This window comes from Pseudomonas arsenicoxydans, assembly GCF_006438915.1.
In the GTDB taxonomy this organism is placed as follows: domain Bacteria; phylum Pseudomonadota; class Gammaproteobacteria; order Pseudomonadales; family Pseudomonadaceae; genus Aquipseudomonas; species Aquipseudomonas arsenicoxydans_A.
This window is the reverse complement of sequence record NZ_RCZE01000012.1, coordinates 18,136-35,818: the sequence shown is the minus strand read 5'-3', so window position 1 is coordinate 35,818 and position 17,683 is coordinate 18,136. Positions and strand designations below refer to the sequence as shown.

Sequence of the window (17,683 nt, the reverse complement as noted above, 5' to 3'; positions counted from 1 at the left end):
GAGCGGGCTTGCTCGCGAAGGCGGTGTGTCAGGTAACAGAAATGTTGAATGTGCCGGCCTCTTCGCGAGCAAGCCCGCTCCCACAGGGGATCAGTTTTCAATTTGAATAATTTAGAAGGAGCTTTTCATGACTCAGCTGCGCCGCGTCGCGATTATCGGCGGTAACCGTATTCCTTTCGCCCGCTCCAACGGGGCGTATGCCACCGCCAGTAACCAGGCGATGCTCACCGCAGCGCTCGAAGGCTTGATCGAACGCTACAACCTGCACGGCCTGCGCATGGGTGAAGTGGTCGCGGGGGCGGTGCTCAAACTGTCGCGGGACATGAACCTGACTCGTGAATGCGTGCTCGGCTCGCGGCTGTCGCCGCAAACGCCGGCCTATGACATTCAGCAGGCGTGCGGCACCGGGCTGGAAGCGGCGTTGCTGGTGGCAAACAAAATTGCCTTGGGGCAAATCGATTGCGGCATTGCCGGCGGTGTCGATACCACCTCCGATGCGCCGATCAGCGTCAGTGAAGGCTTGCGCAAGATTTTGCTGCAAGCCAATCGCGCCAAGACCACCGCCGACAAATTGAAAACATTCCTGCAATTGCGCCCCCGGCATCTGATTCCGGAATTCCCGCGCAACGGCGAACCGCGCACCGGCTTGTCCATGGGCGAACATTGCGAGCTGATGGCGCAGACCTGGAACATCCCCCGCGAGGAGCAGGATCAACTGGCGCTGGAAAGCCATCACCACCTGGCCGCGTCCTACGCCGAAGGCTGGCACAACGACTTGATGACGCCCTTCCTCGGCCTGACCCGCGACAACAACCTGCGCCCGGACCTGACCCTGGAACAACTGGCCAAGCTGAAACCCGCCTTCGAGAAAAGCGCCAAGGGCACGATGACGGCGGGCAACTCGACGCCACTCACCGACGGTGCGTCGCTGGTGCTGTTGGGCAGTGAAGAATGGGCGAAGGAACGTGGCTTGCCGATCCTCGCGTATCTGCGCGATGGCGAAGCGGCGGCGGTGGATTTCGTCAACGGTGCCGAAGGCCTATTGATGGCGCCGGTCTACGCAGTGCCGCGCTTGCTGGCGCGTAATGGCCTGACCTTGCAGGATTTCGATTACTACGAAATTCACGAAGCCTTCGCCGCGCAGGTGCTCTGCACGTTGAAGGCCTGGGAAGATCCTGAGTATTGCAAAACCCGTCTGGGGCTTGATGCGCCGTTGGGCTCCATCGACCGCAGCCGCCTCAACGTCAAAGGCAGTTCACTGGCGGCCGGGCATCCGTTTGCGGCGACCGGCGGGCGCATTGTCGCCAATCTCGCGAAGTTGCTGGACGCGGCGGGCAAGGGCCGGGGATTGATTTCAATCTGCGCGGCGGGCGGCCAAGGCGTCACGGCCATTATCGAGCGTTGAGACTGTCCCCCTGTGGGAGCGGGCTTGCTCGCGAATGAGGTATGTCAGTCAACAATTAAGCTGAATGACACACCGCATTCGCGAGCAAGCCCGCTCCCACATTAGATTTTTGGGCATCAAATAGATTTGTATGGATCCGCTACTTGGCCTAACGTCGGCCCCATCAGCCCTCATGCGATATAAGGCTTGTTGATGCCGACTAACGGACAAACTTCCCTCGAACGAACAATCCCGACCCTGTCGACCTTGCCTCGTCCGCTATTCGCCCGGGTAGAAAGCCTGAACGCCGGTTCCTGGACGCCGCCCCATCGCCACGATTGGGTGCAGTTTTCCTACGCCATCAGCGGCGTCCTCGGTGTTCACACCGCCGAAGGCAGTTTCTATGCGCCGCCGCAGTGGGGCATCTGGATTCCGGCGGACCTTGAACATCAAGTCGTGACCTCGATGCGCGCCGAAATGCGCAGCCTGTACGTGCGCCGCGAGGATTGTGAGTGGGCGGACGGTCGCTGTCGGGTGCTGGAAGTCACGCCGTTGGCGCGGGAGCTGATCAAGAGTTTTTGCTTGCTGCCCGTGGAGTATCCGCAGGGCGACAGCCAGGAAGCGCGGTTGGTGGGTGTGTTACTGGATCAGTTGGCGAACTTGCCGGAAGTGGGTTTTTCTCTGCCGCTGCCACGGCATGAGCGGCTGCTGGGACTGTGCAACGAGTTGATTGAAAGCCCAGAGCAGAACGTGACGTTGCAGGCGTGGGCGGAGCGCTTGGGTACGTCGGAAAAGACGCTGATGCGCCTGTTTCAGCGCGAGACGGGTTTGAGCTTTCGCGGCTGGCGACAACGGATGCGGCTGTTGTCTTCGTTGAGTTTGCTGGAGGAGGGCGACAGCGTGACCAATGCCGCGCTGGCGTGTGGGTACGACTCGACGTCGGCGTTTATTGCGGCGTTCAAAAGCCTGTTCGGGTTTACCCCTGGCGAACTCTTCAAACAGTAACACCGCAGATCGAGTGTGGGAGCGGGCTTGCTCGCGAAGGCAGTGTGTCAGTCAATGAAGATGTCGACTGAAACTCCGCCTTCGCGAGCAAGCCCGCTCCCACATTTTACATGCGGTGTTATTGAGATCAGGTTTTGAAGCGTCGAACCAACCCGTCCAGTTCATTCGAAAGCCCGGCCAGGCTCTGCGAATCCAGGCGCGCCGAGTTCGCCAGTTCCGCGACCAATTGCGCATCGCCATGGATCTGGCTGATGTGCCGGTTGATGTCTTCGGCCACGTGATGCTGCTCTTCGGCTGCTGTCGCGATCTGTGTGTTCATGTCGCGTATCACGTCCACCGATTCGCGAATCAGCCCGAAGCTGTTGCGCGCTTCGCCGATGCGGCTCACCGACTGCTGCGACACTTCCAGGCTCGCATGCATCTGTTGAGTCACCTGGCTGGTGCGTTTGGCAAGGTTGCCGAGCAAACCGTCGATTTCCGCCGTGGAGTCCGCCGTGCGCTTGGCCAGTGCCCGCACTTCATCGGCCACGACCGCAAACCCGCGACCTTGCTCACCGGCACGTGCCGCTTCAATGGCCGCGTTCAGCGCCAGCAGGTTGGTCTGTTCGGCGATCGAGCGGATGGTCCCGAGGATCGACTGGATGTCGTTGCTGTCGCGCTCGAGTTGCTGCATCGACTGCGCCGATTGTTCAATTTCCTGGCTCAAGCGATCAACGCTGCTCACCGCGGCATCAATCTGCTGCTGACCTTCGCGTGCCTGACGCTGGCCACTGTCGGCAGAGTCCGCCGCCTGGCTGCAAGAGCGCGCGACTTCGTTGGCCGTGGCGACCATTTCGTGGAACGCCGTGGACACCATGTCCACCGCTTCACGCTGGCGCCCGGCGGCTTCAGCCATGTCGTGGGAGACCTGGGTCGAGCTCTTGGACGTGGCGAGAATCTTGGTCGCGGCCCCGCCAATGCTTTGAATCAGGTTGCGAATCGCGGTCAAAAACTGGTTGAACCAACTGGCCAGTTGCGCGGTTTCGTCGCTGCCACGGATTTCCAGGTTCTTGGTCAGGTCGCCTTCGCCTTGCGCGATGCCTTCCAGGCCGCTGGCCACGCTGCGGATCGGTCGCACGATGACGCTGGCGAAACTGGCGCCGAGGATGGCGAAGAACACGGCCAGTACGGCGGCGATGATTGCGATCAGCCAGGTCAGTTGGGTGGCCGAGCTCATCACGTCGTTTTGTTTGATCAGGCCGATGAAGGTCCAGCCCAGTTGCTCCGACGGCCAGACGTTGGCCATGTAGCGTTCGCCGTTGAGTTCGACTTCCACCAGGCCTTTGCCGGCCTTGGCCAGTTGCGCGTAACCCTCGCCGAGGCTGCTCAGTGGCTTGAAGTTGTGTTCCGGTTGCTTCGGGTCGACCAGCACGGTGCCGGTGTTTTCCAGCAGCATCAGGTAGCCGGTTTCACCGAGCTTGATCTGCTTGACGATTTCGGTGAGCTGCTTGAGCGTCACGTCGATACTGACCACGCCGCCGTTAGTGCCCAATTTGTTGTCGACAGTGCGCACGGTGCTGACGTAGGTCGCGTCGTCCTGAGCCCAATAATAGGCCTCGGTGCGAAACGGTTTTCCCGGTTTGGCCTGGGCGGCTTTGTACCAGGGGCGTTGGCGCGGGTCGTAATTATTCATCTTCGGGTCGTCTGGCCACGACACATAACCGCCGGCCGCAGTGCCGAGAATGGCATAGGCGTAGGACGGGTGACTGTTGCCCAGGTCCTGCAGCAGGTCGAAGACTTTTTTGTCCATCTCGCCTTGCGGGATGCTCTCGGCGTTGGCGCTCATGTAGGTCTTGAGGCTGTCGTCGGAGTTTTTGATCAGCGGTTGTTTGGCCAGGTAGTCAACGTTCTGGCTGATGCCGTCGAAAAACAGTTGCATAGCGTTGCTGACCTGACGAATTTCGCGGCCGCTGCCGTCGACGAAACTCTCCTTGGCGTCACTGCGCAAGTTCATCACAACCAGGGTGGCGACCAGCACCACGGGCAAGCAGGCGATGATTGCAAACGCCCAGGTCAACTTCTGTTTGATGTTCATCCGCGCTCCAGATTTTCTTGTAGGCCCACGCAGTGCAGATGACTCGCGGAATATTGGCAGCCGAAAACGTTGTCTTTTGTCTCGGGTCCGTGAGTGCGCCGTCGTTTTTTGTAGGAACGATTGTCGGACAAATACCTTTTGTCACTGAGGACTTCGGCTGCTGGTGGGGGAAATTTAGGCCTGTTTGGAAAAATCCTACGAAGGGTGCGAATTCAGATGTCAGCTTCTGTCGTAAATGCCCTCAAAACCATTCGCTTACGCATGTCGTCGGCTCAGCTATGATCTGCGACGGTCATTGACGACCGGCGGCGGATGAGCGATTAATCCGGCACATTGTGTGCATCACGACGTTCATAGGTCGGCAACCCCTCCCCCGAACGAGTGGATTGCCGTATAACGAATGACTTTCGCGTGTTTGGTAATAAAGGACCCACAATAAAAGCTGATGAAGACTCCAAAACGCATTGAACCCCTGATCGAGGACGGTCTGGTCGACGAGGTGCTGCGCCCACTCATGAGTGGTAAAGAAGCAGCTGTTTATGTGGTGCGCTGCGGCAACGAGTTACGTTGCGCGAAGGTCTACAAGGAGGCGAATAAACGCAGTTTCCGTCAGGCGGCCGAGTATCAGGAAGGCCGCAAGGTGCGCAACAGCCGTCAGGCTCGCGCCATGGCCAAGGGCTCCAAGTTCGGCAAGAAAGAAACCGAAGACGCCTGGCAAAACGCCGAAGTGGCGGCCCTGTTCCGTCTGGCCGGTGCCGGTGTGCGGGTACCCAAGCCGTATGACTTCCTCGAAGGCGTGCTGCTGATGGAACTGGTGGCCGATGAATACGGCGATGCCGCGCCGCGTCTGAACGACGTGGTGCTGGAGCCGGATCAGGCCCGTGAATATCACGCGTTCCTGATTTCGCAGATCGTGCTGATGTTGTGTACCGGTCTAGTACACGGTGACCTGTCGGAGTTCAACGTGCTGTTGACCCCGGACGGCCCGGTCATCATCGACTTGCCTCAAGCAGTGGATGCGGCGGGTAACAACCACGCGTTCAACATGCTGGAGCGGGACGTGGGCAACATGGCGTCCTACTTCGGGCGGTTTGCGCCGGAGTTGAAAAAGACCAAGTACGCCAAGGAAATGTGGGCGTTGTACGAAGCCGGCACCTTGCACCCGGCCAGTATCTTGACCGGCGAGTTCGACGAGCCGGAAGAGTTGGCCGACGTTGGCGGGATCATGCGTGAAATCGAGGCCGCACGGCTGGACGAAGAACGTAAGCAAGCGATCCGCGCTGCTGACGATGCGCCACCGAGCAAAGCCGAAGAACCGCCTCCGCCCTGGATGCAGTGATGGGCTAAACAAAAACCCGGCTTCGGCCGGGTTTTTTGTAGAGGCTTTATTTGTGGAACCGCGATGGCGTCAGACCAGACAATCCACAACTGCCATACCCTCCACACTCAAGGATTGAATGTGAACACCTCCACCCGCAACGCCCGACTGATCATCGCCGCCCGTCTGGTTTCGGACTTTGGCGCTTTCCTCAACATGGTCGCCCTGGCCACTTACGTTTACCTGCTCAGTAACAGCGCCATGAGTGTCGGCATCTTCCTCGCCAGCCGTGTCGGCGGCGGGATTTTCGCCAGTCTGATCGGCACCGCGTTCTACCGCCGCTGGGGCGGGCGCATGCCGTTGATCGCCTTCGACCTGTTGCGTGCAGGATTGCTTGGTTTGCTGCTAGTGCTGCCGGTTGATCAACAGGCGTTGCTGCTCCCTGTTATCGCGTTTGGCCTGGGCTTGGGCAACTCGATGTTTGCCATCGGCCTGAACAGTCAGCTGCCGCACTTGATTGAAGGCGAACAGCTGCTCAAGACCAACGCCTGGATCACCTCTGCCTCCTCGGCCGCCATGGTCGGCGGCAGTCTGGTGGCGGGGCTATTGGTGGCGGCGTTGGGGTTTGAAACGGTGTTTGCGCTGAACGTGGTGACGTACCTGTTGGCCGCGTTGTTGATCCTGCCGCTGCGCTTCTCCATCCCGCTGGCCAGTGATGAATCGTCCCACAAGGGAGGCGAATGGACGGCCCTGCGCCAAGGGCTGCGCAGCGCGCCGGTGGTGGCCGCGATGCTCACGGTGACCATGGCCGATACCCTTGGCAGTGCCGCGCACAACGTGGGCTTGCCGATTATTTCCAGACTGCTGACCCCCGAATCGGCCAGCACCACGCTGGGCCTGATGCTGGCGGTCTGGGCCATTGGCAAACTGATCGGTGCGCGAATCGCCAGTCGCCTCAAAGGCTCGGACAACATCCATCTGGAACGGCGATTTTTCTTCGGGGTGTTGCTGATGTCCTGCGGCTTCATCCTGACGTTTCAGCAGCAGACCCTTTTCGGTTTGCTGTTGTTTTCGTTGCCGGCGGGGTTGGGTGACGGCTTCTCGGAAGTCGGCCTGATGTCGCGTCTGCAACGTGAGCCGGACGCTCTGCGTTTGCCGATTTTCAGCTTGCTGACCTTGCTGCAAATGACCGGGTTCGGCGTCGGCATGTTGATCGCCGCGCCGTTTTATTCGTGGTGGACGCCGGGCGCGGTGGTGTTGCTGTTCCACGGCATTCCCCTCACCACGTTGCTGGTGTTGAAGGGCCTGGCGATCAGGAGCGAACAGGTTCGGCGCAGCAGCCCGACGCCAGGTTCTTGAGGATCGGGCAGTCGGGGCGATGGTCGCCCTGGCAATGCTCGACCAGGTCTTGCAGGGTGTCGCGCAACTGGCCGAGTTCACGGATTTTCTGGTTCAGCTCGTCGATGTGGTGACGGGCCAGGGCCTTCACGTCGGCACTGGCGCGTTGGCGGTCCTGCCAGAGGGTCAGCAGCTTGCCGACTTCTTCCAGGGAAAACCCCAAGTCCCGGGAGCGCTTGATGAAGGCCAGCGTGTGCAGGTCATCGTCGCCATAAACGCGGTAGCCGCTGTCGGTGCGATGGGCGGCCTTGAGCAGGCCGATGGACTCGTAGTAACGGATCATCTTCGCGCTCAGCCCGCATTGACGGGCTGCTTGACCGATGTTCATCAGTTGTCCTCCAGGTCCTTGGGCTTCCAGGTTTTCAACAGTAACGCATTGCTCACCACGCTGACGCTCGACAACGCCATGGCCGCCCCGGCCAGCACCGGGTTGAGGAAGCCGAACGCTGCCAGCGGAATGCCGATCAGGTTATAGACGAAGGCCCAGAACAGGTTCTGCCGGATCTTCGCATACGTCTTGCGGCTGATCTCCAGCGCCGCCGGCACCAACCGTGGATCAACGCGCATCAGGGTGATCCCGGCCGCGTGCATCGCAACATCGGTGCCGCCGCCCATGGCGATGCCGATGTCCGCCGCCGCCAGCGCCGGAGCGTCGTTGATGCCGTCACCGACCATCGCCACCACGCCGTTTTTTTTCAGTTCGACGACGGTGGCGGCTTTGTCGGCGGGCAGCACTTCGGCGTGCACATCGGTGATACCAAGAGCCTCGGCCACCACTTTGGCACTGCCACGGTTGTCGCCGGTCAGCAGGTGGCTGCTGATGTGCCGCGCGTTGAGCTGTTGCACAGCTTGCAGTGCGCCGGGTTTGAGGGTGTCGCCAAAGGCAAAGAGGCCGAGCACTTTCGATTCAGGGCTTTGTTCGATCAGCCAGGACAGGGTTCGGCCTTCGGTTTCCCAGGCGGTTGCCGAGTCCGCTAACGAACCGGCGTTTAAAGCACTTTCGTCCAATAGACGACGATTGCCCAATGCCAGTCGACGACCCTCAAGCGTGCCGGCGATGCCTCGCCCCGTCAGCGATTGACTGTCGCCGACATCCGCCACGGTCAAACCGCGTTCGGCGCAGGCGTCCAGCACTGCCTTGGCCAGTGGGTGTTCGCTGCCCCGTTGCAGCGCGCCGGCCATTTTCAGCAGGGCGGCTTCGTCGCCGTCGATGGCCGTCAAATGCGCGATGCGCGGTGCGCCGGAGGTCAGCGTGCCGGTCTTGTCGAACACCACAGCGCTGACTTCGTGGGCGCGTTCCAGCGCTTCGGCGTCTTTGATCAGAATCCCGTGACGTGCCGCCACGCCGGTCCCGGCCATGATGGCTGTTGGTGTGGCCAGTCCCAAAGCGCATGGGCAGGCAATCACCAGCACCGCGACGGCATTGATTAACGCGGTTTCAATCGGCGCGCCGTACAGCCACCAGCCGATGAGCGTCGCCAACGCGATCAACAGAACGGTGGGCACGAACACTTGGCTGACTTTATCCACCAGTTTCTGGATCGGCGCCTTGGCGGCCTGGGCGTCTTCGACCAGACGGATGATGCGCGCCAACACGGTTTCCGCGCCCAAGGCCTGGGTGCGAACCAATAATCGTCCTTCACCGTTGATCGCGCCGCCGGTGACCTTGTCTCCCGGTTGCTTGGGCACCGGCAGGCTTTCACCGCTGATCAGCGCTTCGTCGGCGTGGCTCTGGCCTTCGACCACTTCACCGTCCACCGGGAAGCGTTCACCGGGTTTGACCATGACCAGGTCATTGAGGCGCAGGGCACTGATGGCGACGTCTTGCTCGCGACCCTCGATCACCTGAATCGCCCGCTCCGGACGCAAGGCTTCGAGGGCACGAATGGCGCTGGCGGTCTGGCGCTTGGCGCGGCTTTCCAGGTATTTGCCCAGTAGCACCAAGGCAATCACCACGGCCGAGGCTTCAAAATACAGGTGCGGCATGCGCCCGGCGGCGGTGGCCCATTCGTAAAGACTCAGGCCGTAACCCGCGCTGGTGCCGAGGGCGACCAGCAAATCCATATTCCCGGCCCCGGCGCGCACGGCTTTCCAGGCCGCCACATAAAAACGTGCACCGAAGATGAATTGCACCGGCGTTGCCAGGGCGAATTGCGCCCAGGCGGGAAGCATCCAGTGCACGCCGAACGGTTGCAGCAGCATCGGCAGCACGAGCGGCACGGCCAGGATGATCGCCATGATCAATGCCCAACGCTCACGGTGCAGGCGCTGTTGTTGAGTGTCGGTGGGTGGGTGTTCGACTTCCCAGACGCTGGCGACGTAACCGGCTTTGGTTACCGCCGCGATCAAGGTCTGTGGATCGATCTGGCCGAGCAGTTCGAGGTGGGCGCGTTCGTTGGCCAGGTTGACGCTGACGCTCTGGACCCCCGGCACCTTGGCCAGAGCACGTTCGACCCGGCCGACGCACGAGGCGCAGGTCATGCCGTCGATGCTCAGTTCCAGGCTGTGCCGGGGCACGCTGTAACCGGCCTGTTCAACAGCGTCCATTAACGCGGGCAAGCTGTCGCTGGGCGCTTGGACGCGGGCCTGTTCGGTGGCAAGGTTGACGCTGACGGCGGTGGCGCCGATGACTTTGCTCAAGGCGCGCTCGACACGCCCGGCACAACTGGCGCAGGTCATGCCGGCAATCGGCAGATCGAACGTGGTGGATTCGGACATCGGTCGCACTCCCTGTAGTAGAGGCCTACAGGATCAACCTTGCCATGCTGGCAAGGTCAAGCACCAATCTAAAAGTTACTGGGGGGGCCGGATATGAGGTGAGCAAGAAGACCGGTTTGCCCCCTTCGCGAGCAAGCCCGCTCCCACATTCGATCGAGTCCTGTCTGAAAAAACTCGGTCAAATGTGGGAGCAGGCTTGCTCGCGAAGGGGCCCTGTCATCCAACATAAAAGGTGAATGTCAGTATTCGAGAGCCGCAGGCTTTAAGTACATCCCTTCCTGCGTCATCGCAATCCGGAACTTCAGGACATCACCGGCCTTGAGCGAAATGATCTGCGAGCCCGGTGCGAGCATGCCCGGGTTGCAACCCGGCACTTGGCCCGGCAGCAGTTTGAGGCGCAGGGACACATTGCCCGGCGGCAGGTTGAACGAGGTGCTTTGTTCCTGAAATAGCCGTGCGGACAGTTGATCCTGGATATACACGCCGATTTCGCAGGAGGTCGCGACTTCCAGGCGCTCGCGGGAAATGATCAGTACGCCATAGTCCTCCCCGGAAGCTTGAACCGAAGGTGTCGCGGCAAAGAGGCTGAGCAAGCCAAACAGGCTGAGAGCTGACCAGCGCATGGCTGAATCTCCTGAAATCGAGTCATTGATGCACGCAGCTTGGCCGAGCACGACGCCGATTGCCAGCCCGGCAGATTGTTGAAGAACTTGACCTTGCCATGGTGGCAAGCTCGAGACTGCTCGCAACCTCAATAAAGGAGCCACACCATGCAAGTGTTCAACGTTCAGGGCATGTCTTGCGGTCACTGTGTCAAAGCCATTACCCAGGCATTGCAAGCCAGGGATCCGGCGGCCAGCGTGCGGGTGGATCTGGCGGCCAGGGAAGTCGGGGTTGAGAGCGCGCTGACTACTGAGCAAGTGATCGCCGCGATCACCGAAGAAGGCTACGACGCCAAAATCGCCTGAGGCCAGGCACCAAACCTTTGTGGGAGCGGGCTTGCTCGCGAAGGCGGTGTGTCATTCAATATCAATGTTGACTGATGCACCGCCTTCGCGAGCAAGCCCGCTCCCACATTGTTCTGCATTTATTCAGTGGGTTTTTAATAGTTAGCGAGCTATCGGAATGTTCAACGCGTTCATGCGCGGCTAGACTGTGGGGCCTGCCGACCCATGCTCAACTGGATGCCTGATGAATTTCCGTACCATTTTGATTCTTGGCGCCCTGACCGCTTTCGGTCCGCTGGCGATCGACTTTTATCTGCCCGCCTTCCCGGCGATGGCGCTGGCCTTCGGCACCGATGAAAAACACGTTCAACTGACACTCGCAGCGTATTTCCTCGGCTTGTCGATTGGTCAACTGGCCTACGGCCCGGTGGCCGACCGTTTCGGACGGCGTATCCCGTTGCTGACCGGGGTTGGTCTGTTCACCCTCGCTTCGCTGGCCTGCGCCTATGCGCCGAACCTCGAGTGGCTGATCGGCGCACGTTTTGTCCAGGCATTGGGCGGTTGTGCGGGGATGGTGATTTCCCGTGCAGTGGTCAGCGATAAATGCGATGCCGTGGGGTCGGCGAAAGTTTATTCGCAACTGATGCTGGTCATGGGCCTGGCGCCGATCCTCGCGCCGATGCTCGGCGGCTTGCTGGTCAACACCACGGGTTGGCAGTCGATCTTCCTGGCGTTGTCCGGTTTCAGTGCCCTGGCCGCGTTGGCCGTGGCACTCGGGTTGCCGGAAAGCCTTCCCGCGCATATGCCACGTCAGCCGTTGTCGGGTGCCTTGCGGCAGTACGGTCGCCTGTTGTCCGACCGGGTCTATCTCGGTCACGCCCTGACGGGCGGCATCGCTATCGCCGGGATGTTTTCCTACATCGCCGGATCACCGTTCGTGTTCATCAAACTCTATGGCGTACCGGCCGAACATTTCGGCTGGCTGTTCGGCACCAACGCGGCGGGGTTCATTCTGGTGGCGCAAGTCAACGCGCGACTACTGGCCAAACGCGGTCCGGCGTTCTTGCTGGCGCGTGCCGTGTGGGTTTACCTGACCGCCGGCCTGGCGTTGCTCGCCGTCAGTGCGCTGCACCCTGAGCACTTGTGGCCGTTGCTGATCCCGCTGTTTATTTGCATCTCCAGCCTCGGTTGCATCCTGCCCAATGCGTCGGCCTGTGCCATGAACGGGCAGGGCGCCCGCGCCGGCAGTGCGTCGGCATTGCTCGGGTGCCTGCAGTTCACCGTCGCGGCCGGTGCGGCTGCGCTGGTCGGTGTTTTACACGATGGCAGCGCCGTGCCGATGGCGATGGTCATCAGCTTGTGCGGACTATTGGTGGTGAGCGCTGCAATGCTCACCCGGCGTTTGCAAAATGCCCGGGCGTTGGCGCAAGCCCAGGTTTGAGGACGGGCTCAGCCAGCTGCGCGCTGCGGCTGGCGACCGGGAATCTGGTGGGGGGCGTACAGGCGTGCTTCGAGGGTTCGGGTAAAGGCCAGTGCTTCGGCTTCACTGCGGAATGTCACAGCATGCTGGTCCAGACGGACCTGCCATTGAGATTTAGCCACTTCTTTTATCAGGATCTTCATTGCTGATCGCTCCTCTCGTAAAAGCTGCTACGTAAAGAATGTGCCGCAGAGGTTTCGATTGTAGACCCGAATACGATCGCTATTGTGACAGACGTCAACCTTCGGACTGACGGTGCCGTCCATTGCTGGACGGCACTGTTTCATCATGTTTCAGAAACCTTCCAGCACAATCTTGCCCTTGGCTTTGCCGCTCTCCAATAGCTCATGTGCACGGCGCAGGTTGGCCGCGTTGATGGTGCCGAAGTGCTCGCCAACCGTGGTTTTCAGAGTGCCAGCGTCGATCAGCCCGGCAACGCGGTTGAGCAGTTTGTGCTGCTCGATCATGTCCGCGGTTTCGAACAACGAGCGGGTGTACATGAACTCCCAGTGCAGCGACAGGCTCTTGCGTTTGAGCTTGGTCACGTCCAGCGACTTCGGATCATCGATCAGCGCCAGTTTGCCTTGCGGCGCCAGTGCCTCGACCAATTGATCCAGATGCTGGTCAGTCTGGGTCAGGCTGGCGACATGAGTCACGGCGTCCACGCCGGCACGCTTGAGTTCGTCGCTCAGCGGTTGGCTGTGATCGATCACCAGGTCCGCACCCAATTCACGCACCCAGTCCTGGGTGTGCGCACGGGAGGCGGTGCCGATGACCTGTAGCCCGGTGAGCTGACTGGCCAGTTGCGTGAGGATCGAACCCACGCCACCCGCCGCACCGACGATCAGCAGGCTCTGGCCTTCATCAGTGTTGCCTTCGCGCACTTGCAGGCGTTCAAAGAGCAATTCCCAAGCGGTAATGGCGGTCAGCGGTAGTGCGGCGGCTTCGGCGAAACCGAGGGTTTTCGGCATGTGACCGACGATCCGTTCATCCACCACATGGCGTTCGCTGTTACCGCCCGCACGGGCGATGGAGCCTGCGTAAAAAACCTTGTCGCCGACCTTGAACAAGGTCACGTCGCTGCCGACGGCCGTCACCACGCCGGCCACGTCCCAACCCAACACTTTAGCCGAGCCTTCTTCAGGCTGGACGTTCTGGCGGACCTTGGTGTCCACCGGGTTGACCGAGATGGCTTTGACGTCCACCAGCAGGTCGCGGGGGCCGGCCACCGGTTCTGGCAGCTCGATGTCTTGCAGGGATTGTTCGTCGCTGATCGGTAACGAGTTGTAGTAGGCAATGGCTTTCATCTAAGGAGCTCTAAGGTAATAAAGTGGATAGGCAATAAAGAAAGGGATCAGGCCACGGTACGCAGGCGCTTGAGGTCGAAGTGTTCGAGGAAGTCACCGGCCTTGGCCCGGAAGTTCTGGATGTGGGCGCTGGCGTCATGCGCTTGCAGGGCTTCGTCGCTGCTCCACTGTTCGATCATGTAAAAGGCCAGGGGATTGGCGAGGTCCTGGTGCAGATCGTATTGGCCGCAACCGGCCTCGGCGCGGGTCGGTTCCAGCAGCGCACGCAGGTGTTGTTCGAGGGCGTCTTGCTGGCCGGCTTTGGCGATGAGGGTGGCGATGGCGGTAAATGGCTGGGACATGGACGACTCCGGGAGCGTGATGAATTCGATGTGACAGATGATTGGCTATTTCGCCGCAAGATAAAACCCGCTAAAAGAGCAGTCTCTTTCAATATTTTTTTGATAGTCGAGGCTGAAAATGCTGCGTTTCGATGACTTGCAGCTGTTCGTCCGCGCTGCCGATCTGGGGAGCCTGTCGGCGGCGGCGCGGGTGATGGACATGTCCGCTGCGGTGGCCAGCGCGGCGTTGAAGCGCATCGAGCAACAACTCGGCGCACGCTTGCTCGCGCGATCCACCCGTAGCCTGCGCCTGACCGCCGAAGGCGAGGGCTTTCTGGAATATGCCCGGGCGGCCCTGAGCAACCTGGATGAAGGGCGTCGTTTGCTGGCCAGTGGTCAGGATCAGGTCAGCGGGATTCTGCAGCTGTCGGCTCCGTCGGACTTTGGCCGCAACCTGTTACTGCCCTGGCTGGACGAGTTTCAGCGCGAGCATCCGAAACTGACCGTGCGGTTGCTGCTGGGTGACCGCATCGCCGACCTGTTCCGGCAACCGGTCGACATCGCCCTGCGCTATGGCGAGCCGGAAGACTCAAGCCTGGTGGCGCTGCCCATTGCCCCACAGAACCGCCGCGTCCTGTGCGCCGCGCCGGGTTACCTGGCCAGACACGGCGAGCCCCGGCAGCTGGAGCAATTGGCTCAGCACAATTGTTTATTGTTCATGCTGGGCAGTCGGGTCCACGATCACTGGAGTTTCCATGACGGCAAACGCGAAGTCGGCCTGACCGTCAGCGGCGATCGCTTCAGTGACGATGCTGATGTGGTGCGCTTGTGGGCGGTTGCTGGCGCCGGGATCGCTTACAAGTCCTGGCTCGATGTCGCCGCCGATGTGCTTGCCGGACGGTTGAAAGTGCTGATGCCGGAACTGCTCTGTGAGCGCGCACCGCTGAATTTGCTGTGCGCCCATCGCGCACAATTGAGTAAGCCTGTGAACCTGTTACGGGAAATGCTTGCCAGCCGATGCGCTCATTTAAGCGGGCAATTCCCGACGATATCGGGCAACGATCATTAGTCGCAGGCAAATAGCGAAATTTCTGTCAGCAACTATCAGCACCCACGGTTTCCCAAGGGCAGGAACCGGCGGTTAACCCGCTTATACTAGCGCCCGCCTCATGTACGCACCGTCGGTCTCGCGATAGCGAGTCCGCGTTACAGTCGGCTGGCACTCCGTTCAAGTTCCCGACCTTCGCCCAGGCTGCGAAGCAATGGCTCGGGTGAGCGGGGGACTTTGCCCGGCTAATGGCGGTTTCCGCGTCTTGGCCGACGACACATTACTGGTCAAGATGTCTCTGAGCAGCAGACCAAACGATTCAACAGGGAGTGAATACATGGAACATGCACCTTGCATCAGCCAGATCGCCACGTTATTGGCTGACCCAAAGCGCAGCGCAATGATGTGGGCCTTGATGGACGGCGCGGCGCGGCATACCGAAGAGCTGGCATTGTTGGCCGGTCTGTCCCCCTCGTCGGCCAGCGCGCACTTGGGGCGGTTGTCCGCAGGCGGTCTGTTGAAAGTTGAAATCCGTGGGCGAAAGCGTTTTTTCCGCCTGGCCGCCCCCGAAGTCGGAGCGGCCATCGAGGCACTGGCCAGCGCAACGCTGGCCAGTGCGCCACGGACAGTCCCGGATGTTTTCAAACGCCCCAACACCATCGCCAAACCTCAGGCAGCGCCTTCGTCACTGTTGCGCGCCAGACTGTGCGATGACCATTTGGGCGGCACCCTGGCCGCCGACCTTTACCAGCGACTGCTGGATGCAGGCTGGATCGAACAGATCGATCAGCGGGTCATGATTACCCACAAAGGCTCCACACAACTGGCGACACGCGGCGTGTTCATCCAGGCGCTGGCCCATCGCAACAGTCGGGTTGCCTGCGCCTGTCCGGATTGGAGCGAAAGACGCCCGCACATGGGCGGCTCACTGGGCGCCGCCCTGTTGCAGCTGTTCATGCAATCGGGCTGGTTGAGCCTGCCCAACGAATCCCGTGCCTTGCAGATCACCGCCGCGGGGCAGCGTGAAATCCATCGTTTCGCCAAGGAAACCGAGCTGGAAATGGCGCTTTAGAGCGTCCTGATGCCGACGTCTGCCGCCAGCGGGTTCAGACGTCGTTCAGAGTTGTGGACAGGTCGCATCCAGCAATAACCGCCAGACGCTATCGCGCACACTCGATCCAGGGACTTTCGGATGGGGGATGTGGCATGGAAACACGAGGCTTCAGCGCGGCAGAACGATTGGAACGTCTGCCCATCAGCGGTTATCACCGGATCATTTTCATCATCATTGCCTTGGCGTTTTTCTTCGATTCCATGGACCTGGCGATGATGACCTTTCTGCTCGGCTCGATCAAAACCGAGTTCGGCCTGAGTTCGGCACAGGCCGGGTTGCTCGCCAGTTCGAGCTTCTTCGGCATGGTGCTGGGCGCTTCACTGTCGGGCATGCTCGCCGACCGCTTCGGCCGTAAGCCGGTGTTCCAGTGGAGCATCGTGCTGTGGGGCATCGCCAGTTACCTGTGTTCCACGGCGCAGAACGTTGAAACGCTGACCTTGTTCCGAATCCTTCTGGGCATCGGCATGGGTATGGAGTTTCCCATTGCCCAGTCGATGCTGTCCGAGCTGATTCCGGCCAAGCGACGTGGGCGCTATATCGCATTGATGGACGGTTTCTGGCCGCTGGGTTTTGTCGCGGCCGGGGTGCTGTCCTATTTCCTGTTGCCGGTGGTTGGCTGGCGGGACATCTTTCTCGTTCTGGCGGTGCCGGCGGTGTTTGTGCTGGCGATCCGCTTTTTCATTCCAGAGTCGCCACGCTGGCTGGAACAGGCCGGGCATCATGCAGCGGCCGACTCAGTGCTGCGACGGATCGAAGAGCGTGTGCGTGTGTCGCTGGGCCGTGCGGATTTGCCTGAGCCGGTTCGGCTGCCGCACGTGGCAACGACGCCGGGTCACTTCTTTTCGGCGTTGCGGCAGATCTGGTCGCCGCAGTATCGCCAGCGCACGATGATGATCTGGAGCGTGTGGTTCTTTGCCTTGCTGGGCTTTTATGGCCTCACGTCCTGGCTCAGTGCCTTGCTCCAGCAGTCGGGTTTTGCCGTGACACAGTCGGTGTATTACACGGTGCTGATTTCCCTCGGCGGGATTCCCGGTTTCCTCATGGCCGCCTGGCTGGTGGAGCGTTGGGGGCGTAGGCCGGTGTGCGTCGTGACCTTGCTCGGCGGTGGGGTGATGGCATTTCTCTACGGGCAAAGCGCGGTGTTTGGCGGCAACGTCAGCCTGTTGATTACCTCGGGACTGTTGATGCAGTTCTTCCTGTTCGGCATGTGGGCGGTGCTCTACACCTACACGCCGGAGTTGTACCCCACGTCGGCGCGCGCCACAGGTTCGGGGTTTGCCTCGGCGATTGGGCGGGTGGGATCGTTGCTCGGTCCGTTGGTGACGGGGTTGGTGTTTCCAATAATGGGTCAGGGCGGGGTCTTCGCGTTGGGGGCGATGTGTTTTGCGATTGCGGCGGGGGTGGTGTGGGTGTTCGGGATGGAGACGCGAGGGAAGACGCTGGAGGAGTTGACTGAGGCGACGATCGCCAGTTAAACACTGAGCCAATGTGGGAGCGGGCCCTGTGGCGAGGGGGCTTGCCCCCGTTGGACTGCGTAGCAGTCCCAGGGCTTCAGATTACTTGAGGGGCC

The 17,683-nt window shown here is 60.7% G+C and carries 16 protein-coding genes and 1 pseudogene; 9 read left to right on the top strand and 8 right to left on the bottom strand.

All coding sequences use genetic code 11. The features are described from left to right. Nucleotides 1-127: 127 nt before the first annotated feature. Nucleotides 128-1,405: an acetyl-CoA C-acetyltransferase gene (locus EAH78_RS23185; protein WP_140669598.1), complete on the top strand. Its 1,278-nt coding sequence runs from the start codon at nucleotides 128-130 to the stop codon at nucleotides 1,403-1,405. Between the two features lie 192 nt (nucleotides 1,406-1,597). Beyond that, nucleotides 1,598-2,389: an AraC family transcriptional regulator gene (locus tag EAH78_RS23175; protein WP_140669597.1), complete on the top strand. Its 792-nt coding sequence runs from the start codon at nucleotides 1,598-1,600 to the stop codon at nucleotides 2,387-2,389. A gap of 127 nt (nucleotides 2,390-2,516) precedes the next feature. Here EAH78_RS23175 and EAH78_RS33440 read toward each other — a convergent pair whose 3' ends face one another. Further along, nucleotides 2,517-3,245, bottom strand: coding sequence for a methyl-accepting chemotaxis protein (locus EAH78_RS33440; protein WP_371258932.1), 729 nt, complete (start codon nucleotides 3,243-3,245; stop codon nucleotides 2,517-2,519). A 129-nt stretch (nucleotides 3,246-3,374) separates the two neighbouring features. After that, nucleotides 3,375-4,382, bottom strand: a pseudogene (locus EAH78_RS33435) (cache domain-containing protein); the annotation flags it as partial. 526 nt (nucleotides 4,383-4,908) lie between these two features. Here EAH78_RS33435 and EAH78_RS23165 point away from each other — a divergent pair. Beyond that, a complete protein-coding gene (locus EAH78_RS23165; protein WP_027921861.1) occupies nucleotides 4,909-5,802 on the top strand; it encodes a PA4780 family RIO1-like protein kinase in 894 nt (297 codons plus the stop codon). 120 nt (nucleotides 5,803-5,922) lie between these two features. Next, complete coding sequence (locus tag EAH78_RS23160; protein ID WP_140669595.1) at nucleotides 5,923-7,140, top strand: MFS transporter; 1,218 nt, start codon at nucleotides 5,923-5,925, stop codon at nucleotides 7,138-7,140. Here the strand turns inward: EAH78_RS23160 and cueR are convergent. The 3 genes from cueR to EAH78_RS23145 all read right to left on the bottom strand — a co-directional run bounded on the left by cueR (nucleotide 7,094) and on the right by EAH78_RS23145 (nucleotide 10,520). Further along, nucleotides 7,094-7,507: a Cu(I)-responsive transcriptional regulator gene (gene cueR, locus EAH78_RS23155; protein ID WP_140669594.1), complete on the bottom strand. Its 414-nt coding sequence runs from the start codon at nucleotides 7,505-7,507 to the stop codon at nucleotides 7,094-7,096. The two genes, EAH78_RS23160 and cueR, sit on opposite strands and share 47 nt — an antisense overlap. Next, nucleotides 7,507-9,897, bottom strand: coding sequence for a heavy metal translocating P-type ATPase (locus EAH78_RS23150; protein ID WP_140669593.1), 2,391 nt, complete (start codon nucleotides 9,895-9,897; stop codon nucleotides 7,507-7,509). Before EAH78_RS23150 ends, cueR begins: the two co-directional genes overlap by 1 nt. Before the next feature lie 239 nt (nucleotides 9,898-10,136). Beyond that, complete coding sequence (locus EAH78_RS23145; RefSeq protein ID WP_140669592.1) at nucleotides 10,137-10,520, bottom strand: hypothetical protein; 384 nt, start codon at nucleotides 10,518-10,520, stop codon at nucleotides 10,137-10,139. A 147-nt stretch (nucleotides 10,521-10,667) separates the two neighbouring features. On the opposite strand from EAH78_RS23145, the gene EAH78_RS23140 reads away from it, so the two are divergent. Together EAH78_RS23140 and EAH78_RS23135 are read left to right on the top strand one after the other, a co-directional pair. Then, nucleotides 10,668-10,865, top strand: coding sequence for a cation transporter (locus tag EAH78_RS23140; protein WP_140669591.1), 198 nt, complete (start codon nucleotides 10,668-10,670; stop codon nucleotides 10,863-10,865). A 223-nt stretch (nucleotides 10,866-11,088) separates the two neighbouring features. Further along, nucleotides 11,089-12,285, top strand: coding sequence for a multidrug effflux MFS transporter (locus EAH78_RS23135; RefSeq protein WP_140669590.1), 1,197 nt, complete (start codon nucleotides 11,089-11,091; stop codon nucleotides 12,283-12,285). An 8-nt stretch (nucleotides 12,286-12,293) separates the two neighbouring features. On the opposite strand, the gene EAH78_RS32360 is transcribed toward EAH78_RS23135, so the two are convergent. From EAH78_RS32360 to EAH78_RS23125, 3 genes are all read right to left on the bottom strand, one after another. Continuing rightward, nucleotides 12,294-12,467, bottom strand: coding sequence for a hypothetical protein (locus tag EAH78_RS32360; protein WP_170219156.1), 174 nt, complete (start codon nucleotides 12,465-12,467; stop codon nucleotides 12,294-12,296). A gap of 150 nt (nucleotides 12,468-12,617) precedes the next feature. Beyond that, nucleotides 12,618-13,631: a zinc-binding alcohol dehydrogenase family protein gene (locus EAH78_RS23130; protein ID WP_140669589.1), complete on the bottom strand. Its 1,014-nt coding sequence runs from the start codon at nucleotides 13,629-13,631 to the stop codon at nucleotides 12,618-12,620. 47 nt (nucleotides 13,632-13,678) lie between these two features. After that, nucleotides 13,679-13,972: a putative quinol monooxygenase gene (locus tag EAH78_RS23125; RefSeq protein WP_027921853.1), complete on the bottom strand. Its 294-nt coding sequence runs from the start codon at nucleotides 13,970-13,972 to the stop codon at nucleotides 13,679-13,681. Between the two features lie 118 nt (nucleotides 13,973-14,090). Here EAH78_RS23125 and EAH78_RS23120 point away from each other — a divergent pair, with 118 nt between their 5' ends. From EAH78_RS23120 to EAH78_RS23110, 3 genes are all read left to right on the top strand, one after another. After that, nucleotides 14,091-15,020, top strand: a complete 930-nt coding sequence (locus tag EAH78_RS23120; protein ID WP_140669588.1) for a LysR family transcriptional regulator — start codon at nucleotides 14,091-14,093, stop codon at nucleotides 15,018-15,020. A gap of 316 nt (nucleotides 15,021-15,336) precedes the next feature. After that, nucleotides 15,337-16,071 carry an ArsR/SmtB family transcription factor gene (locus EAH78_RS23115; RefSeq protein WP_140669587.1) on the top strand — a complete coding sequence of 245 codons (735 nt, stop codon included), beginning with the start codon at nucleotides 15,337-15,339 and terminating at the stop codon, nucleotides 16,069-16,071. Between the two features lie 134 nt (nucleotides 16,072-16,205). Beyond that, a complete protein-coding gene (locus EAH78_RS23110; protein WP_140669586.1) occupies nucleotides 16,206-17,588 on the top strand; it encodes an MFS transporter in 1,383 nt (460 codons plus the stop codon). Nucleotides 17,589-17,683 lie beyond the last annotated feature (95 nt).